At 71.2% G+C, this 20,919-nt stretch carries 21 protein-coding genes; 16 read left to right on the plus strand and 5 right to left on the minus strand.

All coding sequences use genetic code 11. The annotated features are described in order from the left end of the window. Positions 1-67: 67 nt before the first annotated feature. On the minus strand, positions 68-883 hold the full coding sequence (locus AC07DO_RS17770) for an IclR family transcriptional regulator (RefSeq protein ID WP_479060584.1): 816 nt from the start codon (positions 881-883) through the stop codon (positions 68-70). A gap of 356 nt (positions 884-1,239) precedes the next feature. Here AC07DO_RS17770 and allB point away from each other — a divergent pair, with 356 nt between their 5' ends. Next, positions 1,240-2,628 (plus strand): allantoinase AllB, encoded by a 1,389-nt coding sequence (allB, locus tag AC07DO_RS17775; RefSeq protein WP_479060586.1) that lies wholly within the window; start codon positions 1,240-1,242, stop codon positions 2,626-2,628. A gap of 3 nt (positions 2,629-2,631) precedes the next feature. Continuing rightward, positions 2,632-3,762: an allantoicase gene (alc, locus tag AC07DO_RS17780; RefSeq protein ID WP_479060588.1), complete on the plus strand. Its 1,131-nt coding sequence runs from the start codon at positions 2,632-2,634 to the stop codon at positions 3,760-3,762. 77 nt (positions 3,763-3,839) lie between these two features. Here alc and AC07DO_RS17785 read toward each other — a convergent pair whose 3' ends face one another. After that, positions 3,840-4,580 (minus strand): SDR family oxidoreductase, encoded by a 741-nt coding sequence (locus AC07DO_RS17785; protein ID WP_479060589.1) that lies wholly within the window; start codon positions 4,578-4,580, stop codon positions 3,840-3,842. Between the two features lie 201 nt (positions 4,581-4,781). Between AC07DO_RS17785 and AC07DO_RS17790 the strand changes: the two genes are divergently transcribed. Beyond that, positions 4,782-5,192 carry a ribonuclease gene (locus tag AC07DO_RS17790; protein ID WP_479060590.1) on the plus strand — a complete coding sequence of 137 codons (411 nt, stop codon included), beginning with the start codon at positions 4,782-4,784 and terminating at the stop codon, positions 5,190-5,192. Positions 5,193-5,215: 23 nt separating this feature from the next. Here AC07DO_RS17790 and AC07DO_RS17795 read toward each other — a convergent pair whose 3' ends face one another. Continuing rightward, positions 5,216-5,422, minus strand: a complete 207-nt coding sequence (locus tag AC07DO_RS17795) for a hypothetical protein (RefSeq protein WP_479060592.1) — start codon at positions 5,420-5,422, stop codon at positions 5,216-5,218. A gap of 158 nt (positions 5,423-5,580) precedes the next feature. Here AC07DO_RS17795 and AC07DO_RS17800 point away from each other — a divergent pair, with 158 nt between their 5' ends. The 4 genes from AC07DO_RS17800 (at position 5,581) to AC07DO_RS17815 (ending at position 9,442) form a co-directional block, all read left to right on the plus strand. Beyond that, entirely contained in the window at positions 5,581-6,990 is a 1,410-nt protein-coding gene (locus tag AC07DO_RS17800; RefSeq protein ID WP_479060594.1) for a sensor histidine kinase, read from the plus strand. Then, a complete protein-coding gene (locus AC07DO_RS17805; protein ID WP_479060597.1) occupies positions 6,987-7,658 on the plus strand; it encodes a response regulator transcription factor in 672 nt (223 codons plus the stop codon). The genes AC07DO_RS17800 and AC07DO_RS17805 overlap by 4 nt, the downstream gene beginning before the upstream one ends. Before the next feature lie 125 nt (positions 7,659-7,783). Next, entirely contained in the window at positions 7,784-8,989 is a 1,206-nt protein-coding gene (locus tag AC07DO_RS17810) for a cytochrome P450 family protein (RefSeq protein ID WP_479060740.1), read from the plus strand. A 9-nt stretch (positions 8,990-8,998) separates the two neighbouring features. Further along, entirely contained in the window at positions 8,999-9,442 is a 444-nt protein-coding gene (locus AC07DO_RS17815; RefSeq protein WP_479060599.1) for a PaaI family thioesterase, read from the plus strand. Positions 9,443-9,446: 4 nt separating this feature from the next. Here AC07DO_RS17815 and AC07DO_RS17820 read toward each other — a convergent pair whose 3' ends face one another. Next, positions 9,447-10,463 carry a Gfo/Idh/MocA family protein gene (locus AC07DO_RS17820; RefSeq protein WP_479060601.1) on the minus strand — a complete coding sequence of 339 codons (1,017 nt, stop codon included), beginning with the start codon at positions 10,461-10,463 and terminating at the stop codon, positions 9,447-9,449. A 206-nt stretch (positions 10,464-10,669) separates the two neighbouring features. Between AC07DO_RS17820 and AC07DO_RS17825 the strand changes: the two genes are divergently transcribed. The 9 genes from AC07DO_RS17825 to AC07DO_RS17865 all read left to right on the plus strand — a co-directional run bounded on the left by AC07DO_RS17825 (position 10,670) and on the right by AC07DO_RS17865 (position 19,912). Further along, positions 10,670-11,470, plus strand: a complete 801-nt coding sequence (locus tag AC07DO_RS17825) for an SAM-dependent methyltransferase (RefSeq protein WP_479060602.1) — start codon at positions 10,670-10,672, stop codon at positions 11,468-11,470. A gap of 182 nt (positions 11,471-11,652) precedes the next feature. Beyond that, positions 11,653-12,390, plus strand: coding sequence for a GntR family transcriptional regulator (locus AC07DO_RS17830; RefSeq protein WP_479060741.1), 738 nt, complete (start codon positions 11,653-11,655; stop codon positions 12,388-12,390). 146 nt (positions 12,391-12,536) lie between these two features. After that, positions 12,537-13,547 carry a sugar ABC transporter substrate-binding protein gene (locus AC07DO_RS17835; RefSeq protein ID WP_479060743.1) on the plus strand — a complete coding sequence of 337 codons (1,011 nt, stop codon included), beginning with the start codon at positions 12,537-12,539 and terminating at the stop codon, positions 13,545-13,547. Between the two features lie 115 nt (positions 13,548-13,662). Then, complete coding sequence (locus AC07DO_RS17840; RefSeq protein WP_399539846.1) at positions 13,663-14,682, plus strand: sugar ABC transporter substrate-binding protein; 1,020 nt, start codon at positions 13,663-13,665, stop codon at positions 14,680-14,682. Beyond that, positions 14,679-15,734 (plus strand): ABC transporter permease, encoded by a 1,056-nt coding sequence (locus tag AC07DO_RS17845; protein WP_479060604.1) that lies wholly within the window; start codon positions 14,679-14,681, stop codon positions 15,732-15,734. Before AC07DO_RS17840 ends, AC07DO_RS17845 begins: the two co-directional genes overlap by 4 nt. A gap of 8 nt (positions 15,735-15,742) precedes the next feature. After that, entirely contained in the window at positions 15,743-16,564 is an 822-nt protein-coding gene (locus AC07DO_RS17850; RefSeq protein ID WP_479060606.1) for an ATP-binding cassette domain-containing protein, read from the plus strand. A 217-nt stretch (positions 16,565-16,781) separates the two neighbouring features. Further along, positions 16,782-17,939, plus strand: a complete 1,158-nt coding sequence (locus AC07DO_RS17855; RefSeq protein WP_150173868.1) for an ROK family glucokinase — start codon at positions 16,782-16,784, stop codon at positions 17,937-17,939. Further along, entirely contained in the window at positions 17,940-18,551 is a 612-nt protein-coding gene (locus tag AC07DO_RS17860; protein WP_479060607.1) for a sugar kinase, read from the plus strand. A gap of 89 nt (positions 18,552-18,640) precedes the next feature. Beyond that, complete coding sequence (locus tag AC07DO_RS17865; protein ID WP_479060609.1) at positions 18,641-19,912, plus strand: sulfite oxidase; 1,272 nt, start codon at positions 18,641-18,643, stop codon at positions 19,910-19,912. Positions 19,913-19,938: 26 nt separating this feature from the next. On the opposite strand, the gene AC07DO_RS17870 is transcribed toward AC07DO_RS17865, so the two are convergent. After that, entirely contained in the window at positions 19,939-20,862 is a 924-nt protein-coding gene (locus AC07DO_RS17870; RefSeq protein WP_479060611.1) for an ornithine cyclodeaminase family protein, read from the minus strand. Between the last annotated feature and the right edge of the window lie 57 nt (positions 20,863-20,919).

The following is a 20,919-nucleotide window of genomic DNA, read 5'->3' on the forward strand; positions in this document are numbered from 1 at the left end:
CCGGGGGTCGGGTGGGTGGGTGGGAAGAGATCCGGCGCGAAGCGGCGGGGCAGGGAACGGGCGGGGCTCAGGAGCCAGGCCCCGCCGAAGCCAGCGCCGCGGAGAGCTCCACCGCCACCTGCTGCAGCACCGGCACGATCTTGTCCGTGGCCGCCTCCGTCACCCGGCCCGCCGGGCCGGAGATGGAGATCGCCGCGGCCGTGGGGGAGTCGGGCACCGGCACGGCCAGACACCGGACGCCGATCTCCTGCTCGTTGTCGTCCACCGCGTACCCCGTGCGGCGCACGTCGTCGAGCGCGGCGAGGAACCCCTCGGGCGTGGTGATCGTCTTCTCCGTCGCGGCCGGCATCCCCGTGCGGGCGAGCAGCGCCCGTACCTCGTCCGGCGACGCGTGCGCGAGCAGCGCCTTGCCGACACCCGTGGAGTGCGGCAGCACTCGCCGACCGACCTCGGTGAACATCCGCATGGAGTGCTTGGACGGCACCTGCGCGACGTACACGATCTCGTCGCCGTCGAGGAGCGCCATGTTCGCCGTCTCGCCGGTCTCCTCGACGAGCCGGGCGAGATACGGCCGCGCCCACGTGCCGAGCAGCCGGGACGCGGATTCGCCGAGGCGGATCAGCCGCGGGCCGAGCGAATAGCGGCGGTTGGCCTGCTGACGCACGTACCCGCAGGCGACCAGCGTGCGCATGAGGCGGTGGATCGTGGGCAGTGGAAGGCCGCTGCTGGCGGAGAGCTCGCTGAGACCGACCTCGCCCCCCGCGTCCGCCATCCGCTCGAGCAGATCGAAGGCGCGCTCGAGGGACTGGACACCACCGCTCGCGGCAGGGGTCTTGGAGGCGGCGATTTCAGCAGGGGCGTCGCTGGCGCTTGACGTCGGCACGGCGCGTTCCTTTCGGTGCTGGCGGGCAAGGAAGCAGCCTACCGGTCGGTTCTTCGCGAGGGCTGTCGCTCGGCATGCCGTCGTCGCCGGTCAGGGGGCCTTTGTCCGTGTCTTCGCGGGGTTGTCCCGCGAACCCTCGCGGCCCTCGTTGTGCGTAGCTACGTTCTGTTCAGCGGAATTCTAATTCCACGTTGTGGAAACGTCCAGTCCGACGCGGGCCGCGCAGGTCGTGGGCAAGCACACCCTTGACGTCGCGAGAGCAAGCGTGAAAACTCCTTCAACAGAACGTTGAATTCCGTTAAGCGGAAGCAAAAGGTCTGTGTAGCGGAACAGAAGAAAGCAGAAAGGGGACGCGGGTGTCCGAAAAGGACGTGCACGTGGAGGTGGCGGTCGGCGCGGATGCGGCGGGCGCGAACGTGGAACTGGTGCTCCGCTCGACCCGCGTCATCACCCCGCAGGGCGCCCGGGCCGCCTCGGTCGCCGTGTCCGGCGGAAAGATCGTGGCCGTCGACGCGTACGACGCCGAAGTGCCGGACGGGGCCCGCCTGGAGGACCTCGGCGACGACACCCTGCTCCCCGGCCTCGTCGACACCCACGTCCACGTGAACGACCCGGGCCGCACGGAGTGGGAGGGCTTCTGGACCGCCACCCGCGCCGCGGCCGCGGGCGGCATCACCACCCTCGTCGACATGCCCCTCAACTCCCTGCCGCCGACGACGACCGTGGACAACCTGCGCACCAAGCAGGACGTCGCCCGCACCAAGGCGCACATCGACGTCGGCTTCTGGGGCGGCGCCCTGCCCGACAACGTCCAGGACCTCAAGCCGCTGCACGACGCCGGTGTCTACGGCTTCAAGTGCTTCCTCTCGCCCTCGGGCGTCGACGAGTTCCCCGAGCTGAACCAGGACCAGCTCACCGCCTCCATGGCCGAGATCGCCGGGTTCGGCGGACTCCTGATCGTGCACGCGGAGGACCCGCACGAGCTGGACGCCGCCCCGCACAAGAGCGGCCCCAAGTACGCGGACTACCTCCAGACCCGGCCCCGCATCTCCGAGGACACCGCGATCGAGGGGCTCATCGCCGTCGCCAAGCGACTCGGCGCCCGCGTGCACGTCCTGCACCTGTCCTCCTCCGACGCGCTGCCGCTCATCGCCGCCGCCAAGCGCGAGGGCGTCGAGCTGACCGTCGAGACCTGCCCGCACTACCTCACCCTGACCGCCGAGGAAGTCCCCGACGGCGCCAGCGAGTTCAAGTGCTGCCCGCCCATCCGCGAGGCCGGCAACCAGGACCTGCTGTGGGAGGCGCTCGCGGACGGCACCATCGACTGCGTCGTCACGGACCACTCACCCTCCACCGCAGACCTCAAGACCGATGACTTCGCGACCGCGTGGGGCGGCATCTCCGGGCTCCAGCTGAGTTTGCCCGCCGTCTGGACCGAGGCCAGGAAGCGCGGTCACTCCCTCGAGGACGTGGTGCGCTGGATGTCCACGCGCACCGCACAGCTGGTCGGACTCGACCAGAAGGGCGCCATCGAGGCCGGCCGCGACGCCGACTTCGCGGTCCTCGCGCCCGACGAGACCTTCACCGTGGACCCCGCGGAGCTGCAGCACCGGAACCGAGTCACGGCGTACGCGGGCAAGACCCTCAGCGGCGTAGTGAAGTCCACCTGGCTGCGCGGCGAACGCATCCTGCACGGCGGCGAGTTCAGCGAACCCGCAGGCCGTCTTCTGGAAAGGAACAACTGAAACGTGACGGCGCAGCACATATCCCCCGTGGCCACCTTCACCGGCGACGCGAGCCCCTACGGAGGCGGCGAGCCCTACGCCGACTACCGCACGGCCGACTTCCCCTTCACCCAGTACGCCAACCTCGCCGACCGGCAGCTCGGCGCCGGTGTGATCGCCGCCAACGACGAGTTCTTCGCGATGCGCGAGAACCTGCTGCTCGCGCACCCGGCCGTGTTCGACCCCGAGCACTTCGGCCACAAGGGCAAGGTCATGGACGGCTGGGAGACCCGCCGCAGGCGCGGTGTCTCGGGCGAGCACCCGTGGCCCACCGAAGACGACCACGACTGGGCGCTCGTCCGGCTCGGCGCGCCCGGCATCGTGCGCGGCATCGTCATCGACACCGCCCACTTCCGCGGCAACTACCCGCAGGCCGTCTCCGTGGAGGGCACCAGCGTCGACGGTTCGCCGACGCCCGAGGAGCTCTGCGCCGACGACGTGAAGTGGACGACCCTCGTCCCGCGCACGCCCGTCGGCGGCCACGCCGCCAACGGCTTCGCCGTCGACATCGAGCAGCGCTTCACGCACCTGCGCGTCAACCAGCACCCGGACGGCGGCATCGCCCGTCTGCGCGTGTACGGCGAGGTCGTCGCCGACCCCAAGTGGCTGGCCGCGCTCGGCACATTCGATGTCGTCGCCCTGGAGAACGGCGGCCAGGTCGAGGACGCGTCCGATCGCTTCTACTCCCCGGCCACCAACACCATCCAGCCGGGCCGCTCCCGCAAGATGGACGACGGCTGGGAGACCCGCCGCCGCCGCGACACCGGCAACGACTGGATCCGCTACCAGCTCGTCCAGCAGTCCGAGATCCGCGTGGTCGAGATCGACACCGCCTACCTCAAGGGCAACTCGGCCGGCTGGGCAGCCCTTTCGGTACGCGACGGCGCGTCGGGCGAGTGGGCCGAGGCGCTGCCCCGCACCCGCCTGCAGCCCGACACCAACCACCGCTTCGTCCTGGATGCACCGGTCGTCGGCACGCACGTCCGCATCGACATCTTCCCGGACGGCGGCATCTCCCGTCTGCGCCTGTTCGGTTCGCTGACCGAGGACGGCGCGGCCAAGCTGGCGGCCCGCCACCAGGAGCTGGGCGGCTGATCCGCCCCCGCTGAACGTGGGGCGCGCCGGGTGGACAGCCCCGGCGCGCCCCGCACCCACGCCCGGACACCGGCTCGTCAGGCCGCGTGACCGCCGTCCACCGACAACTCGGTGCCGGTGACGTACGCCGCGTCGTCCCCGGCGAGATAGCCGACCAGGGACGCCACCTCGTCGGCGGAGCCGAAACGGCCGAGGGCGGTCATGGCGCTTTGCCCCTCGGCGAAGGGGCCGCCCGCCGGGTTCATGTCGGTGTCGATCGGACCCGGCTGGACCAGGTTCGCCGTGATCCCGCGCCCGCCCAACTCCCGGGCCAGCGCCTTGTTGAGGCCGATCAGCGCGGCCTTGCTGGTCGCGTACAGCGTGCCGCCGGGGCCCGGGACGCGCTGCGCCATGCAACTGCCGATGGTGATGATCCGCCCGCCGTCGCGGAGCCGGGCGGCCGCCGCCTGCGAGGCCAGGAAGACACCTCGTACGTTCACGGCCATGACCCGGTCGATGTCGGCGAGCGTCAGATCACCGATGGGGCCGAGGACACCGATCCCCGCGTTGTTCACCAGGATGTCCAGGCCGACCAGGTCGTCGGCGGCGCGGTCGACCGCACCTGCCGCGTCCCCGGCGTCCGCCGCGTCCGCCCGGACGGCGAAGCCGCGCTGCCCCATGGCCCGGATCTTCATGACCACCTCGTCGGCGGCCGCCTCGTTGTGCACGTAGGTGAGGGCCACGTCCGCGCCCTCCTGGGCGAGCCGCAGCGCGATCGCCGCGCCCATGCCGCGGCTGCCGCCGGTGACCAGGGCCGTTTTGCCGGTAAGAGTAGACATGTCGGAGCCTTCCGTCTGAATCGCCGTCTTCGAGCGCTTGCGGGTCAAGTGCTTGCGGGTTCAATGAAATGCGTTCCGGCGGGCTTCGGCTGGCGGCAATCGGACACGGAGCTTTCGGATCGGCGCCGATGGGTTAACTCCCGGAAAATTCCCCTGACTTGTCGTTGACACGACAACCTCTACGCGCGTCACACTGGACCCATGCGAATCCCCCCACGAATCGTCAGCGTCACTGCCCTGGCCGCCGCCCTGCTCGTCGGCGGCCCCGTCGCGGCGAGCGCGGCTCCGGCGGCCCCGGCCCCTTCCGTCTCGCACTCCATCACCGCCGTCGGTGACATCTGCTACTCCGCGCTGCCCTCCCAGGCACACGACACCCTCGACCTGATCGAGGCGGGCGGCCCCTACCCGTATCCGCAGGACGGCACCGTCTTCCAGAACCGCGAGGGTGAGCTTCCGCGGCAGAGCTCCGGCTACTACCACGAGTACACGGTCGTCACGCCGGGCTCCGACGACCGCGGCGCCCGCCGCATCGTCACCGGCGAGAAGAACCAGGAGGACTACTACACGTCCGACCACTACGCGTCGTTCGACCTGGTCGACCGCGGCTGCTGAGGCGGAAGTCCGCGGAGCTGCTCTCAGTCGTCCCCGAGGCTCCGCAGTGCGGCGAACAGGGCGCAGGCCAGCACGATCAGCGTCACGCCCGCGTACGTCTCGTAACCGTCGAGGAAGCCGAAGCGCTGGATCAGGCCCCAGCCGCGCAGCTCGCCGGTGAAGCTGTGGACCAGGCCGACCGCGCCCTGCAAGAACAGGGCGACACCGAGAAACTCCAGTAGCTGCTTCATACAGAGATCCTCGTCCCGCACCTTCCCGGCGGACATCCGCCGCGGGGCGAGGATCTTCCCTTCGAGCGGGTCCGAAAGTCGCGGACCTGCGCGACTTTGGTAGACGATCACGCGTGAGGACCGTGCACGGCCGCCCGCGGTGCGTAGATTTATCGACCATGAGCGGCACTGATCCCGAGCGGTCCCCCGAGCGCGAGCGGACACCCGAGCACGGGCGTTCCCATGAGAGGCATCGATCGGCCGGGTGCGAGCGGGCATCCGGACCGGGCGCCGAGCCGGGCGCCGGGGCAGGCATCGGGCCGGGCCCCGGGGCGGAGCCCCTGCCCAGCCGCCTGCCCAACCACCTGCCCGGCCCCCTGGCCAGGAGACCCTGGACCCTGCCCTCCGCCATCGCCCGGGAATTCGACCCGAGCCGTGCCGGACGCAAGTCGCGGCGCACCGTCCGCGACTGGATCGCCGACTTCGCGTGCTTCTTCGCCGCCGTCGTCATCGGGATGCTCGGCGCCGACGCGGTCACCGACAACCCGCACATCTCCCCGGGCCACGCGGAGTTCGACCAGGTGCTCGGCGCCGTCGCCTGCGCCGCGGTCTGGCTGCGCAGACGGTGGCCCGTCGGTCTCGCCCTCGCGATGGTGCCGGTCTCGGTGGCCTCCGACACGGCGGGCGGCGCCGCGGCGGTCGCCCTCTTCACCCTCGCCGTGCACCGGCCGTTCCGGTACGTCGCCTGGATCGGCGGCGCCTCGGTCGCCGTGGTCCCCCTCGCCTACCGGCTGCGCCCGGACTCCACCATGTCGTACGGCATCACCATTGCCTTCGCCGTGCTGCTGACCATCTCGGTCATCGGCTGGGGCATGTTCGTACGCTCCCGCCGCGAGCTCCTGCTCAGCCTGCGCGACCGCGCCGTCCGCGCCGAGAACGAGGCCGCGCTCCGCGCCGAACAGGCCCAGCGGCTCGCCCGCGAGGACATCGCGCGCGAGATGCACGACGTCCTCGCCCACCGGCTCACCCTGCTCAGCGTTCACGCCGGCGCCCTGGAGTTCCGCCCGGACGCGCCCCGCGAGGAGATCGCCAGGGCGGCGGGTGTCATCCGGGAGAGCTCCCACGAGGCGCTTCAGGACCTGCGCCAGGTGATCGGCGTCCTGCGCGGCGGCGAGACGGACGCCTCCGGCCGCCCGCAGCCCACCCTCGCCGCCCTCGACACCCTGATCGCCGAGTCCCGCGACGCGGACATGAAGGTCGTCCTCCACAACCGCGTCGCCGACCCCGACTCCGTGCCCACGGCCCTCGGCCGCACCGCCTACCGCATCGCCCAGGAAGGCCTGACCAACGCCCGCAAACACGCCCCCGGCGCCGAAGTGACCGTCACCGTCACGGGCGCGCCCGGCGAGGGCCTGACCCTGTCCGTCCGCAACCCTGCGCCTCCCGGCCCCGTGCCCGCGGTGCCCGGCTCGGGCCAGGGCCTGATCGGGCTCGCCGAGCGGGCCTCGCTCGCGGGCGGCAGGCTCGGTCACGAGGCCGGGACCGACGGCGGATTCCACCTGGAGGCCTGGCTACCGTGGGCGTCATGAAACCGATCAAGCTGCTCATCGTCGACGACGATCCGCTCGTGCGGGCCGGGCTCTCCTTCATGCTCGGCGGCGCGGACGACATCCAGATCGTCGGTGAGGCGGGCGACGGTACCGAGGTCGCGCCGCTGGTCGGCGAACTCCGGCCCGACGTCGTCCTGATGGACATCCGCATGCCCACGATGGACGGCCTCGCGGCCACCGAGGCGCTGCGCAGACGTCCCGGCGCCCCCGAGGTCATCGTCCTCACCACGTTCCACGCCGACGAACAGGTGCTGCGCGCCCTGCGCGCGGGCGCGGCCGGGTTCGTCCTCAAGGACACGGCGCCGGCCGAGATCGTCGCGGCGGTACGCGCGGTGGCCGCCGGCGAGCCCGTGCTCTCGCCGGCGGTGACCCAGCAACTGATCACGCAGGTCACCGGCGTCGACCCCCAGCTCGACCGCAGACGCCGGGCGTTGGACCGGCTCGCGGCGCTGGGGGAGCGGGAGCGCGCGGTGGCCGTCGCGGTCGGCCGCGGCGGGTCGAACGCGGACATCGCGGCCCAGCTCTTCCTGAGCGTCGCCACGGTCAAGGCCCACGTGTCGCGGATCCTGACGAAGCTGGACCTCAACAACCGTGTGCAGATCGCGCTGTTGGCGCACGACGCGGGACTGCTGGACGAGGACGGCTGAGCGGGGCGACCGGACGGGACGGCTGAACGGCACGGCTGACCGCGGACGGATGAACGGGGCGCGGGGCGGGAACAGGGCGCCGCGTTCGGCACGTTGGCCACATGAGCACCTGGGAGGGGACCCACATGGCGGAGAGCATCGACCTGGACAGGTACGGCACGCGGTTCAGAGAAGACCCGCACTCCGTTTACGCGGAACTCCGCGCCCTGGGCCCCGTCCACCGCGTCCGCCTGCCACCTCCCGAGGACATGGACGACACGTACCTGGTGGTGGGGTACGAGGAGTGCAGGACCGCCCTCCGCGACCCGCGCTTCGCCAAGTCCGCCGCGGCCGCGGGTTTCGCCTTCCACGAGGAGGAGCTGATCGGCACCCACCTGCTGATAGCCGACCCGCCCCAGCACACCCGTCTGCGTGCCCTTATCACCCGTGAGTTCACCGCACGCCGCGTCGAAGGCATGCGGCCCCGGATCCAGAGCATCACCGACGACCTCCTCGACGAGATGCTCGTGCACGGCGAGTCGGCCGCGACCCGGCGTGCCGACCTGTTCGACGCGCTCGCCTTCCACCTGCCGATCACCGTGATCTGCGAGCTGCTCGGCGTCCCCGACATCGACCGTGCGGCGTTCCGCCGCATGTCGAACGGCGTTGTGGCGTCGCCGGACCAGGAGGCGGAGCGCGCCGCCTTCGAGGAACTCGCCGCGTTCCTCGCCGAACTGGTCGAGGACAAACGGCGTTCGGGGCAGGGCGAAGACCTGCTGAGCGCGCTGATCCGCACCACGGACGACGCGGGCGGTGACCGCCTCTCCACCTCCGAGCTGCGCGGCATGGCCTTCCTGCTGCTGATAGCCGGACACGAGACGACGGTCAACCTGATCGGCAACGCCGTGCACGCCCTGTTCACCCACCCCGAACAACTGGCCGCGCTGCGCGCCGACATGTCCCTCCTCGACGGCGCGATCGAGGAGGCCCTGCGCTACGAGGGCCCGCTGGAGAGTGCGACGTACCGCTTCGCGACCGAGCCCACCGAGCTCGGCGGCGTGGTGATACCGACGGGCGCGATCGTCCGGATCGGCCTCGCCGCGGCCAACCGGGACTCCGCCCGCTTCCCCGAGCCCGACGACTTCGACATACGCCGCGCCCCGCAGGGCCACATGGCCTTCGGGCACGGTCTCCACCACTGCCTGGGTGCCCCGCTCGCCCGGGTCGAGGCGAAGATCGCGCTCGGCTCGCTCCTGGAGCGCTGCCCCGGACTCGCGCCGGACGGCCCGCCGGGTGAGTGGCTGCCCGGGACTCTGATCAGGGGGATGCGGCGGCTTCCCGTCCGGTGGTAGTAGTCGGTCATGACCGAGCCCTCGACCGCGCAGCCGGTACCCGATCCCCTCGATCTCGCCATGGCCCAGAAGGTCCTGGAGGCCCAGCCGTTCAGCCGTCTCGTGCGGGCACGCATCACGCGGTTCGGTGAGGGCGCGGCCACGCTGGAGATCGGAATCCGCGACGAGCTCCGGCAGCAGAACGGCTTCCTGCACGGCGGCGTCCTGGCGTACGCGGCGGACAACAGCATCACGTTCGCCGCGGGCACGACGCTCGGCCCGGCCGTTCTGACATCCGGGTTCTCGATCCAGTACGTACGTCCGGCGACCGGCGCGCTCCTCGTCGCGCACGCCGTCGTGGTGCACTCGGGCCGACGTCAGGCGACGGTGCGCTGCGAGCTGGTCGCGGTGGGCGAGGAGGGCACGGAGACGCTGTGCGCGATCGCGCAGGGCACGGTGCTCTCCACGGCCTGAGGTCTCAGTCGGCGGAGGTCTCCACGGGGATCTCCGCCATCCGCACCGGCCGCCGCTCCCGCCGCGAGAGCTCGCACGCCTCCGCGATCCGCAGCGCGTGCAGCGCCTCGCGGCCGTCGCAGGGGTTCGCCCGTGCGCCGCGGACCACCTCGACGAAGGCGGCGAGCTCCGCCTCGTAGGCGGGGGCGAAGCGCTCCAGGAAGCCGGGCCAGGGCTTGACCGGAGCGGGCGGGCCCGTCGGTTCCGCGGAGGTGAGCGGTGTGCGCTCGTCCATGCCGACCGCCAACTGGTCGCGCTCACCGGCCAGTTCCATGCGGACGTCGTACCCCGCGCCGTTGCAGCGCGTCGCGGTGGCCGTGGCGAGCGTGCCGTCGTCGAGGGTGAGCACCGCGGCCGCCGTGTCGACGTCGCCCGCGTCGCGGAACATCGCGGGTCCCGCGTCGGACCCCGTGGCGTACACCACCGTGACCTCGCGCCCCGTCACCCACCGCAGGATGTCGAAGTCGTGGACGAGGCAGTCGCGGTACAGCCCACCGGAGAGCGGCAGGTACGCGGCCGGGGGCGGCGCCGGGTCCGAGGTGATCGCCCGCACGGTGTGCAGCCGCCCGAGCCGGCCCGCGCGCACCGCCTCGCGTGCCGCCGTGTACCCCGCGTCGAAGCGCCGCTGGAAGCCGAGCTGCAGCACCGTCCCCGCGGCCTCGACCTCGGCGAGGGCGGCGAGCGTGCCCGGCAGGTCGAGGGCGATGGGCTTCTCGCAGAACACGGGGAGGCCCGCGCGCGCGGCTCTGCCGATGAGCTCCGCGTGGGCGGAGGTCGCCGCCGTGATCACCACGGCGTCCACCCCCGCGGCGAAGACGTCGTCCGCCGACGACACCGCCGTCGCCCCGGTCCGCGCCGCGAGGGCGGTGGCCCGCGCGGTGTCGGCGTCGGCGATCACCAGGGACGTCACGTCGGGGTGCTGGCTGAGGGCGGCCGCGTGGAAGGAGCCGATGCGGCCCGTTCCGATCAGTCCGATGCGCATGCACCCACCCTCGCGACGCCGAACGGTCCTGTCAATCCTTTGTCCTGACAACAGAACTTAAGAGAGGGCGCTGCTCCGTGAGAGGGCGCTGGCCCTTGCCGGGGTGATGTCCCGTACCGGGGTGATGGCGTGACACCATCGCGTGGTGGCGCGGGTTCGGCGCGGCCACCGAAGTCCGGTGAGCACACAGAGAATTGGAGCGGCCCATGCACGGCGCGGGCGATCGGATCGACACGTCGACGGCGCATTCGGCGCGGGTGTACGACTACATCCTGGGCGGCAAGGACCACTACCCCGTGGATGCCGCGGCGGGCGACACGATGTGCGAGCACTGGCCCGCGCTGCCCGTGCACATGCTGGAGAACCGCCGGTTCATGCACCGCGCTGGGCGCTACCTGGCCGAGGAGCAGGGCATCCGTCAATTCCTCGACATAGGCACCGGGTTGCCCACCGCGCCCAACCTCCACGAGGTGGCGCAGGAGGTGGCGCCGGAGTCGCACGTGGTCTACGTCGACAACGACCCCATCGTCCTGGCCCACGCCCGCGCCCTCCTCCAGAGCGCTCCCGAGGGCGCGACGGCCTACATCGACGCGGACATGCACGACCCGGACGCCATCCTGGGCAGCGCGGAGTTCCGCGAGCTGATCGACCTGAAGGAGCCGGTCGGCCTGATGGTCATCGGCATCCTGCACTTCATCCTGCCCCCGGACGACCGCCGCCTGGTCCAGCGCCTCCTGGAACCGCTGCCATCGGGCAGCTTCCTCGCCATGACCATCGGTACCGCGGACTTCGCCCCCGCCGAGGTGGGCCGGGTGGCCGAGGAGTACGCCTCGCAGGGCATGCCGATGGCGCTGCGCGACCTGTCGACGACCTCGTCCTTCTTCGACGGCATGGAGCTGGTGGACCCGGGCGTCACCCAGGTCCACAAGTGGCGGCCGGGTCCCGAGCAGAGCGGCATCGACGACAGCGCGATCGCGATGTACGGGGCGGTGGCCCGCAAGGCCTGACCGGGCCCCGCACGCGAGCCGACGGGCGAGTCGAAGGGGTGAGTCGAGGGGTGAGTCGAGGGGCGGTTTGTCCGGACAACAGAACTTCAGAACTTCCCGTCATCATCTCCTGGGACTACGCTCGCCACGTGTCCAAACCAGTCGCCAAAGCAGCTCAGGACAAGCCGGTCCAGGACCCCACCGTGGACCTCCGGCTCGGCGTCGACCGCAGCAGTCCCGTCCCGCTCTACTTCCAGCTGGCCCAGCAGCTGGAAGCGGCGATCGAGCGCGGCGCCCTGACGCCGGGCAGCCTCCTCGGCAACGAGATCGAGCTCGCCGGCCGGCTCGGGCTCTCGCGGCCCACGGTCCGGCAGGCCATCCAGTCACTCGTCGACAAGGGACTGCTCGTGCGGCGGCGGGGCGTCGGCACCCAGGTCGTGCACAGCCAGGTCAAACGGCCCCTGGAGCTCAGCAGTCTCTACGACGACCTGGAGGCCGCGGGGCAGCGCCCCGAGACCCGTGTCCTGCGCACCGCCCTGGAGCCCGCCACGGCCGAGGTCGCGGCGGCGCTCGGGGTCGCCGAGGGAGACGAGGTGCACCTCGTCGAGCGGCTCCGCCTCGCGCACGGCGAGCCCATGGCCCACCTGCGCAACCACCTGCCCACCGGCCTCCTCGACCTCGACCCGGCGCGCCTGGAGGCCACCGGGCTGTACCGGCTGATGCGCGCGGCGGGCCTCACCCTGCACAGCGCCCGCCAGTCCGTCGGCGCCCGCGCCGCCACCGCCGAGGAGGCGGAGCTGCTCGCCGAGCCGGCGGGCGCCCCGCTGCTCACCATGCGGCGCACCACCTTCGACGACACGGGACGCGCCGTCGAGTTCGGGTCGCACGTCTATCGCGCCTCGCGGTACTCCTTCGAGTTCCAGCTCCTCGTACGGCCGTAAGCGACCCTCGTACGCACGCGCCTGGCGTCAGAATGTTCTGACAAACTTATTGACGGTGCGGCGCGCCCCCCGCTAGAACTCCCCCAGCCGCACCGAGGCGGCCGCGAGACGAGGGGTGGTCCAGCATGCGTACATCCCGCACAGCCATGCGTACGTCCCGCACGGCGAACGGCGTTGTCGCCTGTCTGGCGGTGATCGCGCTCGCCGCCGGATGCAGCGGCTCCGGCGGCAAGGACGACGAGGACAAGTCCGGGGACGGCGGGAGTGGGGGCAGGGGCGGTACGGGCGTGAACACGCCCCGGCTCAAGATCGCGATGGTCACGCACTCGGGCGAGGGCGACACCTTCTGGGACATCGTCCGCAGCGGTGCCAAGCAGGCCGCCCGCAAGGACAACGTCCAGTTCCTCTACGCCAACGACAAAGAGGCCAAGGGTCAGGCCGAGCTCGTCCAGTCCTTCGTCGACAAGAAGGTCGACGGGATCGTCGTGACCCTGGCCAAGCCCGAGGCGATGCGGTCCGTGCTCGGCAAGGCGAAGGCCGCCGGGATCCCGGTCGTCACGATCAACTCCGGCGGCGAGTTCTCCGAGAAGTTCGGCGCGCTCAGCCACATCGGGCAGGACGAGTCCGTGGCCGGCGAGGCCGTCGGCGACGAGCTCGACAAGCGCGGCAAGAAGAAGGCGCTCTGCGTCATCCACGAACAGGGCAACGTCTCGCTCGAACAGCGCTGCGCAGGGGTGAAGAAAAGCTTCGGCGGCTCCGTCGAGAACCTGAACGTCGAGGGGACCAACGCGCCCGCCTCCCAGTCCTCCATCAGCGCGAAGCTCCAGGCGACCAAGGACATCGACGCGGTCGTCACCCTCGGCGCGCCCATCGCCGCGTACTCGGTGAAGGCCAAGGAGGATACGGGCAGCAAGGCCGAGATCGACACGTTCGACCTGAACGCCGAGGTCGTGAAGAGGCTCAAGGCCAAGGAGGTCGGATTCGCCGTTGACCAGCAGCCCTACCTCCAGGGCTACCTCTCCGTGGACGAGCTGTGGCTCTACAAGACCAACGCCAACGTCCTGGGAGGCGGCAAGCCCGTCCTCACCGGACCCGCCGTCGTCACCGGGAAGGACGTGCCGAAGCTGGAGAAGTACACCGCACGCGGTACGCGATGAACACTCGCGGCACCCGATGGACACACACGTGATCCGCGTGGTCGATACTTGGGCGGCTGGGGCCGGGGATCCGGACCGGCCGCACAGAGCAGCAGAGCAAGAAGGGCACGGCGTCGTGGCAAGGGTGAAGACAGGGGTACGTACGGTGGGCGCCGTGCTGGTGGCGGTGCTCGGGGTCACCGCGGGACTCACCGGATGCAGCAGCACCGGTGGCAAACGCGCGGAGGACGCCCGCAAGGCGGCGACCGCCCAGGGGAAGGCGGCGGTGAACACGCCGCGCTGGACCTTCGGCATGGTGACCCACTCGGGCGACGGCGACACCTTCTGGGACATCGTCCAGAGCGGTGCCAAGCAGGCCGCCCGCAAGGACAACATCAATTTCCTCTACGCCCATGACGACGAGGCCCAGCAGCAGGCCCAGCTCGTGGACTCCTACATCGACAAGAAGGTCGACGGGATCATCGTCACGCTGGCCAAGCCGGACGCGATGAAGGGCGCCCTGGCCCGCGCCAAGAAGGCCGGCATCCCGGTGATCACCGTGAACTCCGGCTCGGCCGAGTCCAAGGACTTCGGCGCGCTCACCCACATCGGGCAGGACGAGACGATCGCGGGCGAGGCCGTCGGCGAGGAGCTCAACAAGCGCGGCAAGAAGAAGGCGCTCTGCATCCTGCACGAGCAGGGGAACGTCGGCCACGAGCAGCGCTGCGACGGAGCCAAGAAGACCTTCGACGGCAAGATCCAGAACCTGTACGTGACCGGCACCAACATGCCCGACGTGCAGTCCTCCATCGAGGCCCGGCTCCAGACCGACAAGTCCATCGACGCCGTCGTCACGCTCGGCGCGCCCTTCGCGGACACCGCGGTGAAGGCCGCGGACAGCGCGGGCAGCAAGGCCGAGGTCGACACGTTCGACCTGAACGAGAAGGTCGCGGCAGGCCTGAAGTCCGGCGACCTCGGCTTCGCCGTCGACCAGCAGCCCTACCTCCAGGGCTACCAGGCCGTCGACCTGCTGTGGCTGTACAAGTACAACGCCGACGTCCTCGGCGGCGGCAGGCCCGTCCTCACAGGACCGCAGATCATCACCAAGGACCAGGCCGCCGAGCTGGAGGAATACGCGAAGCGAGGGACCCGATGACCGCGACAGCACCGGCACCCGCCCCGGGCGACAAGACCGACGAGCGCCTGGTCAAGACCTCGCCGCTGAAGAAACTGATGGGCCGCCCCGAGCTCGGCTCGGTCGTCGGTGCCATCGCCGTCTTCATCTTCTTCTCGTTCGTCGCGGACAGCTTCCTCCAGGCCTCCAGCCTCGCGACGGTCCTCTACGCCGCCTCGACCCTCGGCATCATGGCGGTGCCGGTGGCGCTGCTGATGATCGGCGGCGAGTTCGACCTGTCGGCGGGCGTCCTCGTGACGACCTCCGCCCTGGTCTCGTCGATGTTCAGCTACCAGATGACGGCGAACGTCTGGGTCGGCGTCGGCGTCTCGCTGCTCGTCACCCTCGCCATCGGCGTCTTCAACGGCGTCATGCTGACCCGCACGGACCCGCCGAGCTTCATCATCACGCTCGGCACGTTCCTGATGCTGACCGGCATGAACCTCGGCTTCACCAAGATGATCAGCGGCACGGTCTCCACCAAGTCGATCTCCGACATGGAGGGCTTCACCTCCGCCAAGAAGATCTTCGCCGAGACGATCACGATCGGCGGCGTCGGCTTCAAGGTCACGATCCTCTGGTGGCTCGCGCTGATCGTGGTCGCCACGTGGATCCTGCTGCGTACCCGCGTCGGCAACTGGATCTTCGCGGTGGGCGGCGGCGAGGACGCGGCCCGCGCGGTCGGCGTCCCGGTCGCCAAGACGAAGATCGGCCTCTACATGGGCGTCGCGTTCGGCGCCTGGATCTCCGGCCAGCACCTGCTGTTCTCGTACGACACCGTGCAGTCCGGCGAGGGCGTCGGCAACGAACTGATCTACATCGTCGCGGCCGTCATCGGCGGCTGCCTCATCACCGGTGGCTACGGCTCCGCGGTCGGTGCGGCCGTCGGTGCGCTGATCTTCGGCATGGTCAGCAAGGGCATCGTGTACGCCGAGTGGAACTCGGACTGGTTCAAGTTCTTCCTCGGTGTGATGCTGCTCCTCGCCACCCTGCTCAACCACTGGGTCCGCAAGCGCGCGGAGGCGACGAAGTGACCACGGACATGACGAAGACCGACGCGGTCCCCGAGGACGGGGGCGGGCGCACGCCGCTCGTCGAGCTCGACGAGGTCAGCAAGTACTACGGCAACATCCGCGCGCTCGAAGGCGTCTCCCTCGAAGTGCACGCGGGGGAGATCTCGTGCGTGCTCGGCGACAACGGCGCGGGCAAGTCGACCCTCATCAAGATCATCGCCGGGTTGCACAGGAACGACTCCGGCTCCTTCACGATCGAGGGCGAGGAGGCGCGGTTCGCCACGCCGCGCGAGGCGCTGGACCGGGGCATCGCCACGGTCTACCAGGACCTCGCCGTGGTCCCCCTCATGCCGGTCTGGCGGAACTTCTTCCTCGGCTCCGAGCCGACGAAGGGCGTCGGTCCCTTCCGCCGTATGGACGTCGACTTCATGCGGGCGACGACCCACGCGGAGCTGCTCCGCATGGGCATCGACCTGCGCGACGTGGACCAGCCCATCGGTACGCTCTCGGGCGGCGAGCGGCAGTGCGTGGCCATCGCCCGCGCCGTCTACTTCGGCGCGAAGGTCCTCGTCCTGGACGAGCCGACCGCGGCGCTCGGCGTGAAGCAGTCCGGGGTCGTCCTGAAGTACGTGGCCGCGGCGCGGGACGCGGGCCTCGGCGTGGTCCTCATCACGCACAATCCCCACCACGCGTACCTGGTCGGCGACCGCTTCGTCCTCCTCAAGCGGGGTGCGATGTCCGGCAGCTACACCCGCGACGAGATCACCCTCGACGAACTGACCCGCCAGATGGCGGGCGGCTCGGAACTGGACGACCTCCGTCACGAACTGGAGGGCCGGGGCCCAGCCTGACGGCTGGGGCCCGCTTTTAGGGGCACGGGGAACTGCGCGACCACCACGTCCATGCCGCAGACGCGTCTGCTCGGCACCCAGCAGACGCGTCTGCGGCTTTTCGTGGGCTGAGCGCGCAGTTCCCCGCGCCCCTGGGGAGGCCGATCCCCGTACCCCGTCACGCGCCCCGCGAGATCCCGTGTGCGCGCCCCCGCGAGCGTGAGGCAGAATCGCCGCAATGAGCACCTACCGCGACCTAGCGCACCGCGGCTCCGCACGAGCCACCGTCCTGCGGACCGTGGGCACCCGCGAACGCCGATCGCATCTGACGGCGCCCCGCGTCAACACCGTCGGCATCGACATCGGCGGCACCAAGGTGATGGCGGGCGTCGTCGACCCGGACGGCAACATCCTGGAGACCCTCCGCACGGAGACCCCGGACAAGTCCAAGAGTCCGAAGGTCGTCGAGGACACCATCGTCGAGCTGGTCCTCGACCTGTCCGACCGCCACGACGTGCACGCCGTCGGCATCGGCGCGGCGGGCTGGGTCGACGCGGACCGCAACCGCGTGCTCTTCGCCCCGCACCTGTCCTGGCGCAACGAACCCCTGCGGGACCGCATCTCGGGCCGCCTCGCGGTGCCCGTCATGGTCGACAACGACGCGAACACCGCCGCCTGGGCGGAGTGGCGCTTCGGCGCGGGCCGCGGCGAGGACCACCTCGTCATGATCACCCTCGGCACCGGCATCGGCGGCGCGATCCTGGAGGACGGCGCCGTCAAGCGCGGCAAGTTCGGCGTGGCCGGCGAGTTCGGCCATATGCAGGTCGTCCCCGGCGGCCACCGCTGCCCGTGCGGCAACCGTGGCTGCTGGGAGCAGTACAGCTCGGGGAACGCCCTGGTCAGGGAGGCCCGCGAGCTCGCCGCCGCCGACTCCCCGGTCGCGTACGGCATCATCGAGCGCGTGAAGGGCAACGTCCCCGACATCACGGGCCCCCTCATCACCGAGCTGGCCCGCGAGGGCGACGCCATGTGCGTCGAGCTCCTCCAGGACATCGGTCAGTGGCTCGGCGTCGGCATCGCCAACCTCGCCGCCGCCCTCGACCCCTCCTGCTTCGTGATCGGCGGCGGCGTCAGCGCCGCCGACGACCTCCTGATCGGCCCGGCCCGCGACGCCTTCCGCCGTCACCTGACCGGCCGCGGCTACCGCCCGGAGGCCCGCATCGCCCGCGCCCAGCTCGGCCCCGAGGCCGGCATGGTGGGCGCCGCCGACCTGGCCAGGCTCGTCGCCCGCCGCTTCCGCCGCGCCAACCGGCGCCGCGTGGAACGCTACGAACGCTATGAGCGCTACGCCGAGGCGCGCCGCACCGACGACCGCACATCCCAGGGAACCCAGTAGATGACCGTGCCACGCCAGCCCTCGTCCCCGGACCACCCCGGCGCTCCCGAGCCGCCGGACGGGGAGGGGGGCCCGGCCCGCAAGACCGAGGGCCGCAGTCACATGATCCGCCGCCGCTGGCTGACGGCGATCATCATCGTGCTGCTCATCGGCGTGCCCGCCGGCTACTTGGTGATCTCCGCGAACCAGAGCCGCAACAGCGGCCGCGACAAGGAGGACAAGTACTCCGCGACGGGCCTCACCGCGGGCTGGCCGTCCCGGGTGCAGCGGCGCCTTTACGACGTACCGGTCCAGCCGTACTCGGAAGAGGTCGCCTACTACGAGACGAACAACTGGCGCACCAGCCGTCTCTACGTCCAGTTCCTCACCAGCAACGCGGGCCTGACGCGGTTCCTCAAGCAGATCGGCGCCTCCGAGAGCGCCTTCAAGGCCGACGACATCACCATCAGCAAGCGCGACCAGAACGTCGTCGGCTGGGAGTTCACGGGCCCCGGCCCCTGGTACGGCCTCACCCACACGCAGAAGGACCCGGCGCCCACCCTGGACGTCGTCGTGGACCGCTCGAACGCGCGGCACCCTATGGTGTACGTGGTCTCGACGACGACGCCCTGATCAGGACACCGCCCCGGAAACACACTGCGTCTTTGTGAAGATCAAGGCGATCCCCGGTGGGCCGCCGCCGTGGTTCCTACCGTGAGGTCATGAGCAGACACACGGAGTCAACGGAGTCAGAGGCGACGTACGACCGACGAAGACTGCACCAGTGGCTGGCGGGACAGGCCCGCGCGGGAGGGGTGGCGCGCCGCGACATGCTGCGGCTCGTCGCTGCCGCGGGCCTGGCCTCGACGGTGCCGGTGGCCCTTTCCGCGCCCCGGGCCGCGGCGGCGGGACCGGGCATCGTCAAGCCCCTGCCGCCGGAGTGGTTCATCGTCCACGGCACGAACGCGGAGGCCCGCTTCGAGTCGTTCGCCGACACCGGCTACACCACCCCGGCCGCCCGCTTCTTCGTCCGCAACCACACGACGACCCCGCGCCTCGACGCGGCGTCCTGGAAGCTGAACGTCTGGGGCGACGGTCTTACGGGCCGCGCGCGGGAGTTCACCCTCGCGGACCTCAGGCGCTTCAAGCCGGTGACCCGCACGGCGTTCGTCGAGTGCGCGGGCAACGCCAGGAGTTTCTTCGCGACGCAGCAGGGCCGGGCGGGCTCGGGCACCCCCTGGACGACGGGCGCGATCGGCGTGGCCCACTGGCGCGGCGTACGTCTCTCCGACGTCCTGCAGAAGTCCGGGCTCTCCCGCCGCGCGGTGGACATCATGCCGCGGGGGCTCGACGACGAGTACGTCACGTCGAACGGCACGAGCTACGGCCGGGTGCGCCGCCCCATGCCGATCTCGAAGGCGCTGGACGACGTCATCCTCGCGTATGAGATGAACGGCGCCCCTCTGCCGCCCGACCACGGGTACCCGGTGCGTCTCCTCGCCCCGTCCTGGGTGGGCATCTCCTCGATCAAGTGGCTGGGCGACATCGAGGTCTCCACCCAGCCCCTCTACTCGCCGTGGAACACGGACTTCTACCGCCTGTTCGGCGACGCCTACCCGCCCGAGGGCAGCGCCCCGCTCACCCGCCAGACCATCAAGTCGGCCTTCGAGCTCCCCTGGAACGCGGACCTGCCCGCGCACACCCGGCACCGCCTCACGGGCCGCGCCTGGTCGGCCGGCGGCGCGATCACCCGGGTCGAGGTGAGCACGGACGGCGGCGCGTCCTGGCGGGCGGCACGGCTGCACGACCGTGGGCAGGAGGGTTCCTGGACCCGCTGGTCGTTCCCGTGGAAGCCCGACACGACCGGCCCGGCCGAACTCCTCTCCCGCGCCACGGACTCCGCGGGCCGCACCCAGCCGGAGACGACGGTGCACAACACCCAGGGGTACCTGTTCGACGCGGTGCTGCGGCACGCGGTGACGGTCAGCGGCTGAGGGCCCAGGCCCTGCCCCTCACCCGCTCACCGGGCGGCTGCCCACCGTTTGTACGCGGCGGCCGCCACGGCCAGGTCCTCCCAGGCCATCCCCGCCGACTTGAACAGCCGCGGCCGCCCCTCCTCGGCCTTCACCTCGCCCCGGACCAGGGCGTCCAGCGTGTGCAGCCGCGCCAGGTCGAAGGCGCCGTCGGCGGCCGCGAGGACCAGATCGCCGCACTCCCGGGCCGCCACCGCCCGGGACTCCGCCACCACCGTGGCGCGGCCCACGAGACGGGCGTCGACCTCGCGGGCGTCCGGCTCGTGGGAGCCGACGGCGGCGACCGTGGCGTGGTCGGGCAGCAGGGTGCTGTCGAAGAGGGGCTCGCGTGCCGTGGTGCAGCAGCAGACCACGTCGGCGTGGGCCACGGCGTCCGCCGTCGCCGCGGACGCCGAGAGGCCGACGGCGCGGCAGCGCGCGACGAAGTCCGCCACACGGCCCGCGTTCCGCGCGACCACGTCGACGTGGCGCAGCCCCGGACGCACCGCCCGCACCGCCTCCACGTGGCCCCACGCCTGCGGTCCGGTCCCGAAGACGACGAGCCGCCCGGCGTCCGGCACCGCCAGCTTTCCGACGGCCACCCCGGACACGGCGGGGGTGCGCAGCGACGTCAGCGCGATGCCGTCCAGGAGGGCCAGCGGCGCGTGGGTCTCGCCGTGCAGGAGGACGTAGAGGCCCTGGACGCGGGGGAGACCGCGGTCCGCGTTGCCCGGCGTGACCGTGGCGACCTTCACGCCCGCGTACGACGCCGTGGCCGACGGCATCATGAGCAGCTGACCACCGGGCACGTCCACGACCCCGCGGTCGGGCTCCGCCTCCGGGTCGAGACCGGCGGCGAGGACGGCCTCCAGCGCGTCGATCGCGGCGGACATGGGGACGAGGCGTTCAATGGCTCCGGCATCGATGTGCATATCAGGACAACCTTCCATACAAGCGTTAAATTGCACTGGCAGTGGCCGTAGTGCGTC

Source organism: Streptomyces sp. NPDC045678, from assembly GCF_056432085.1.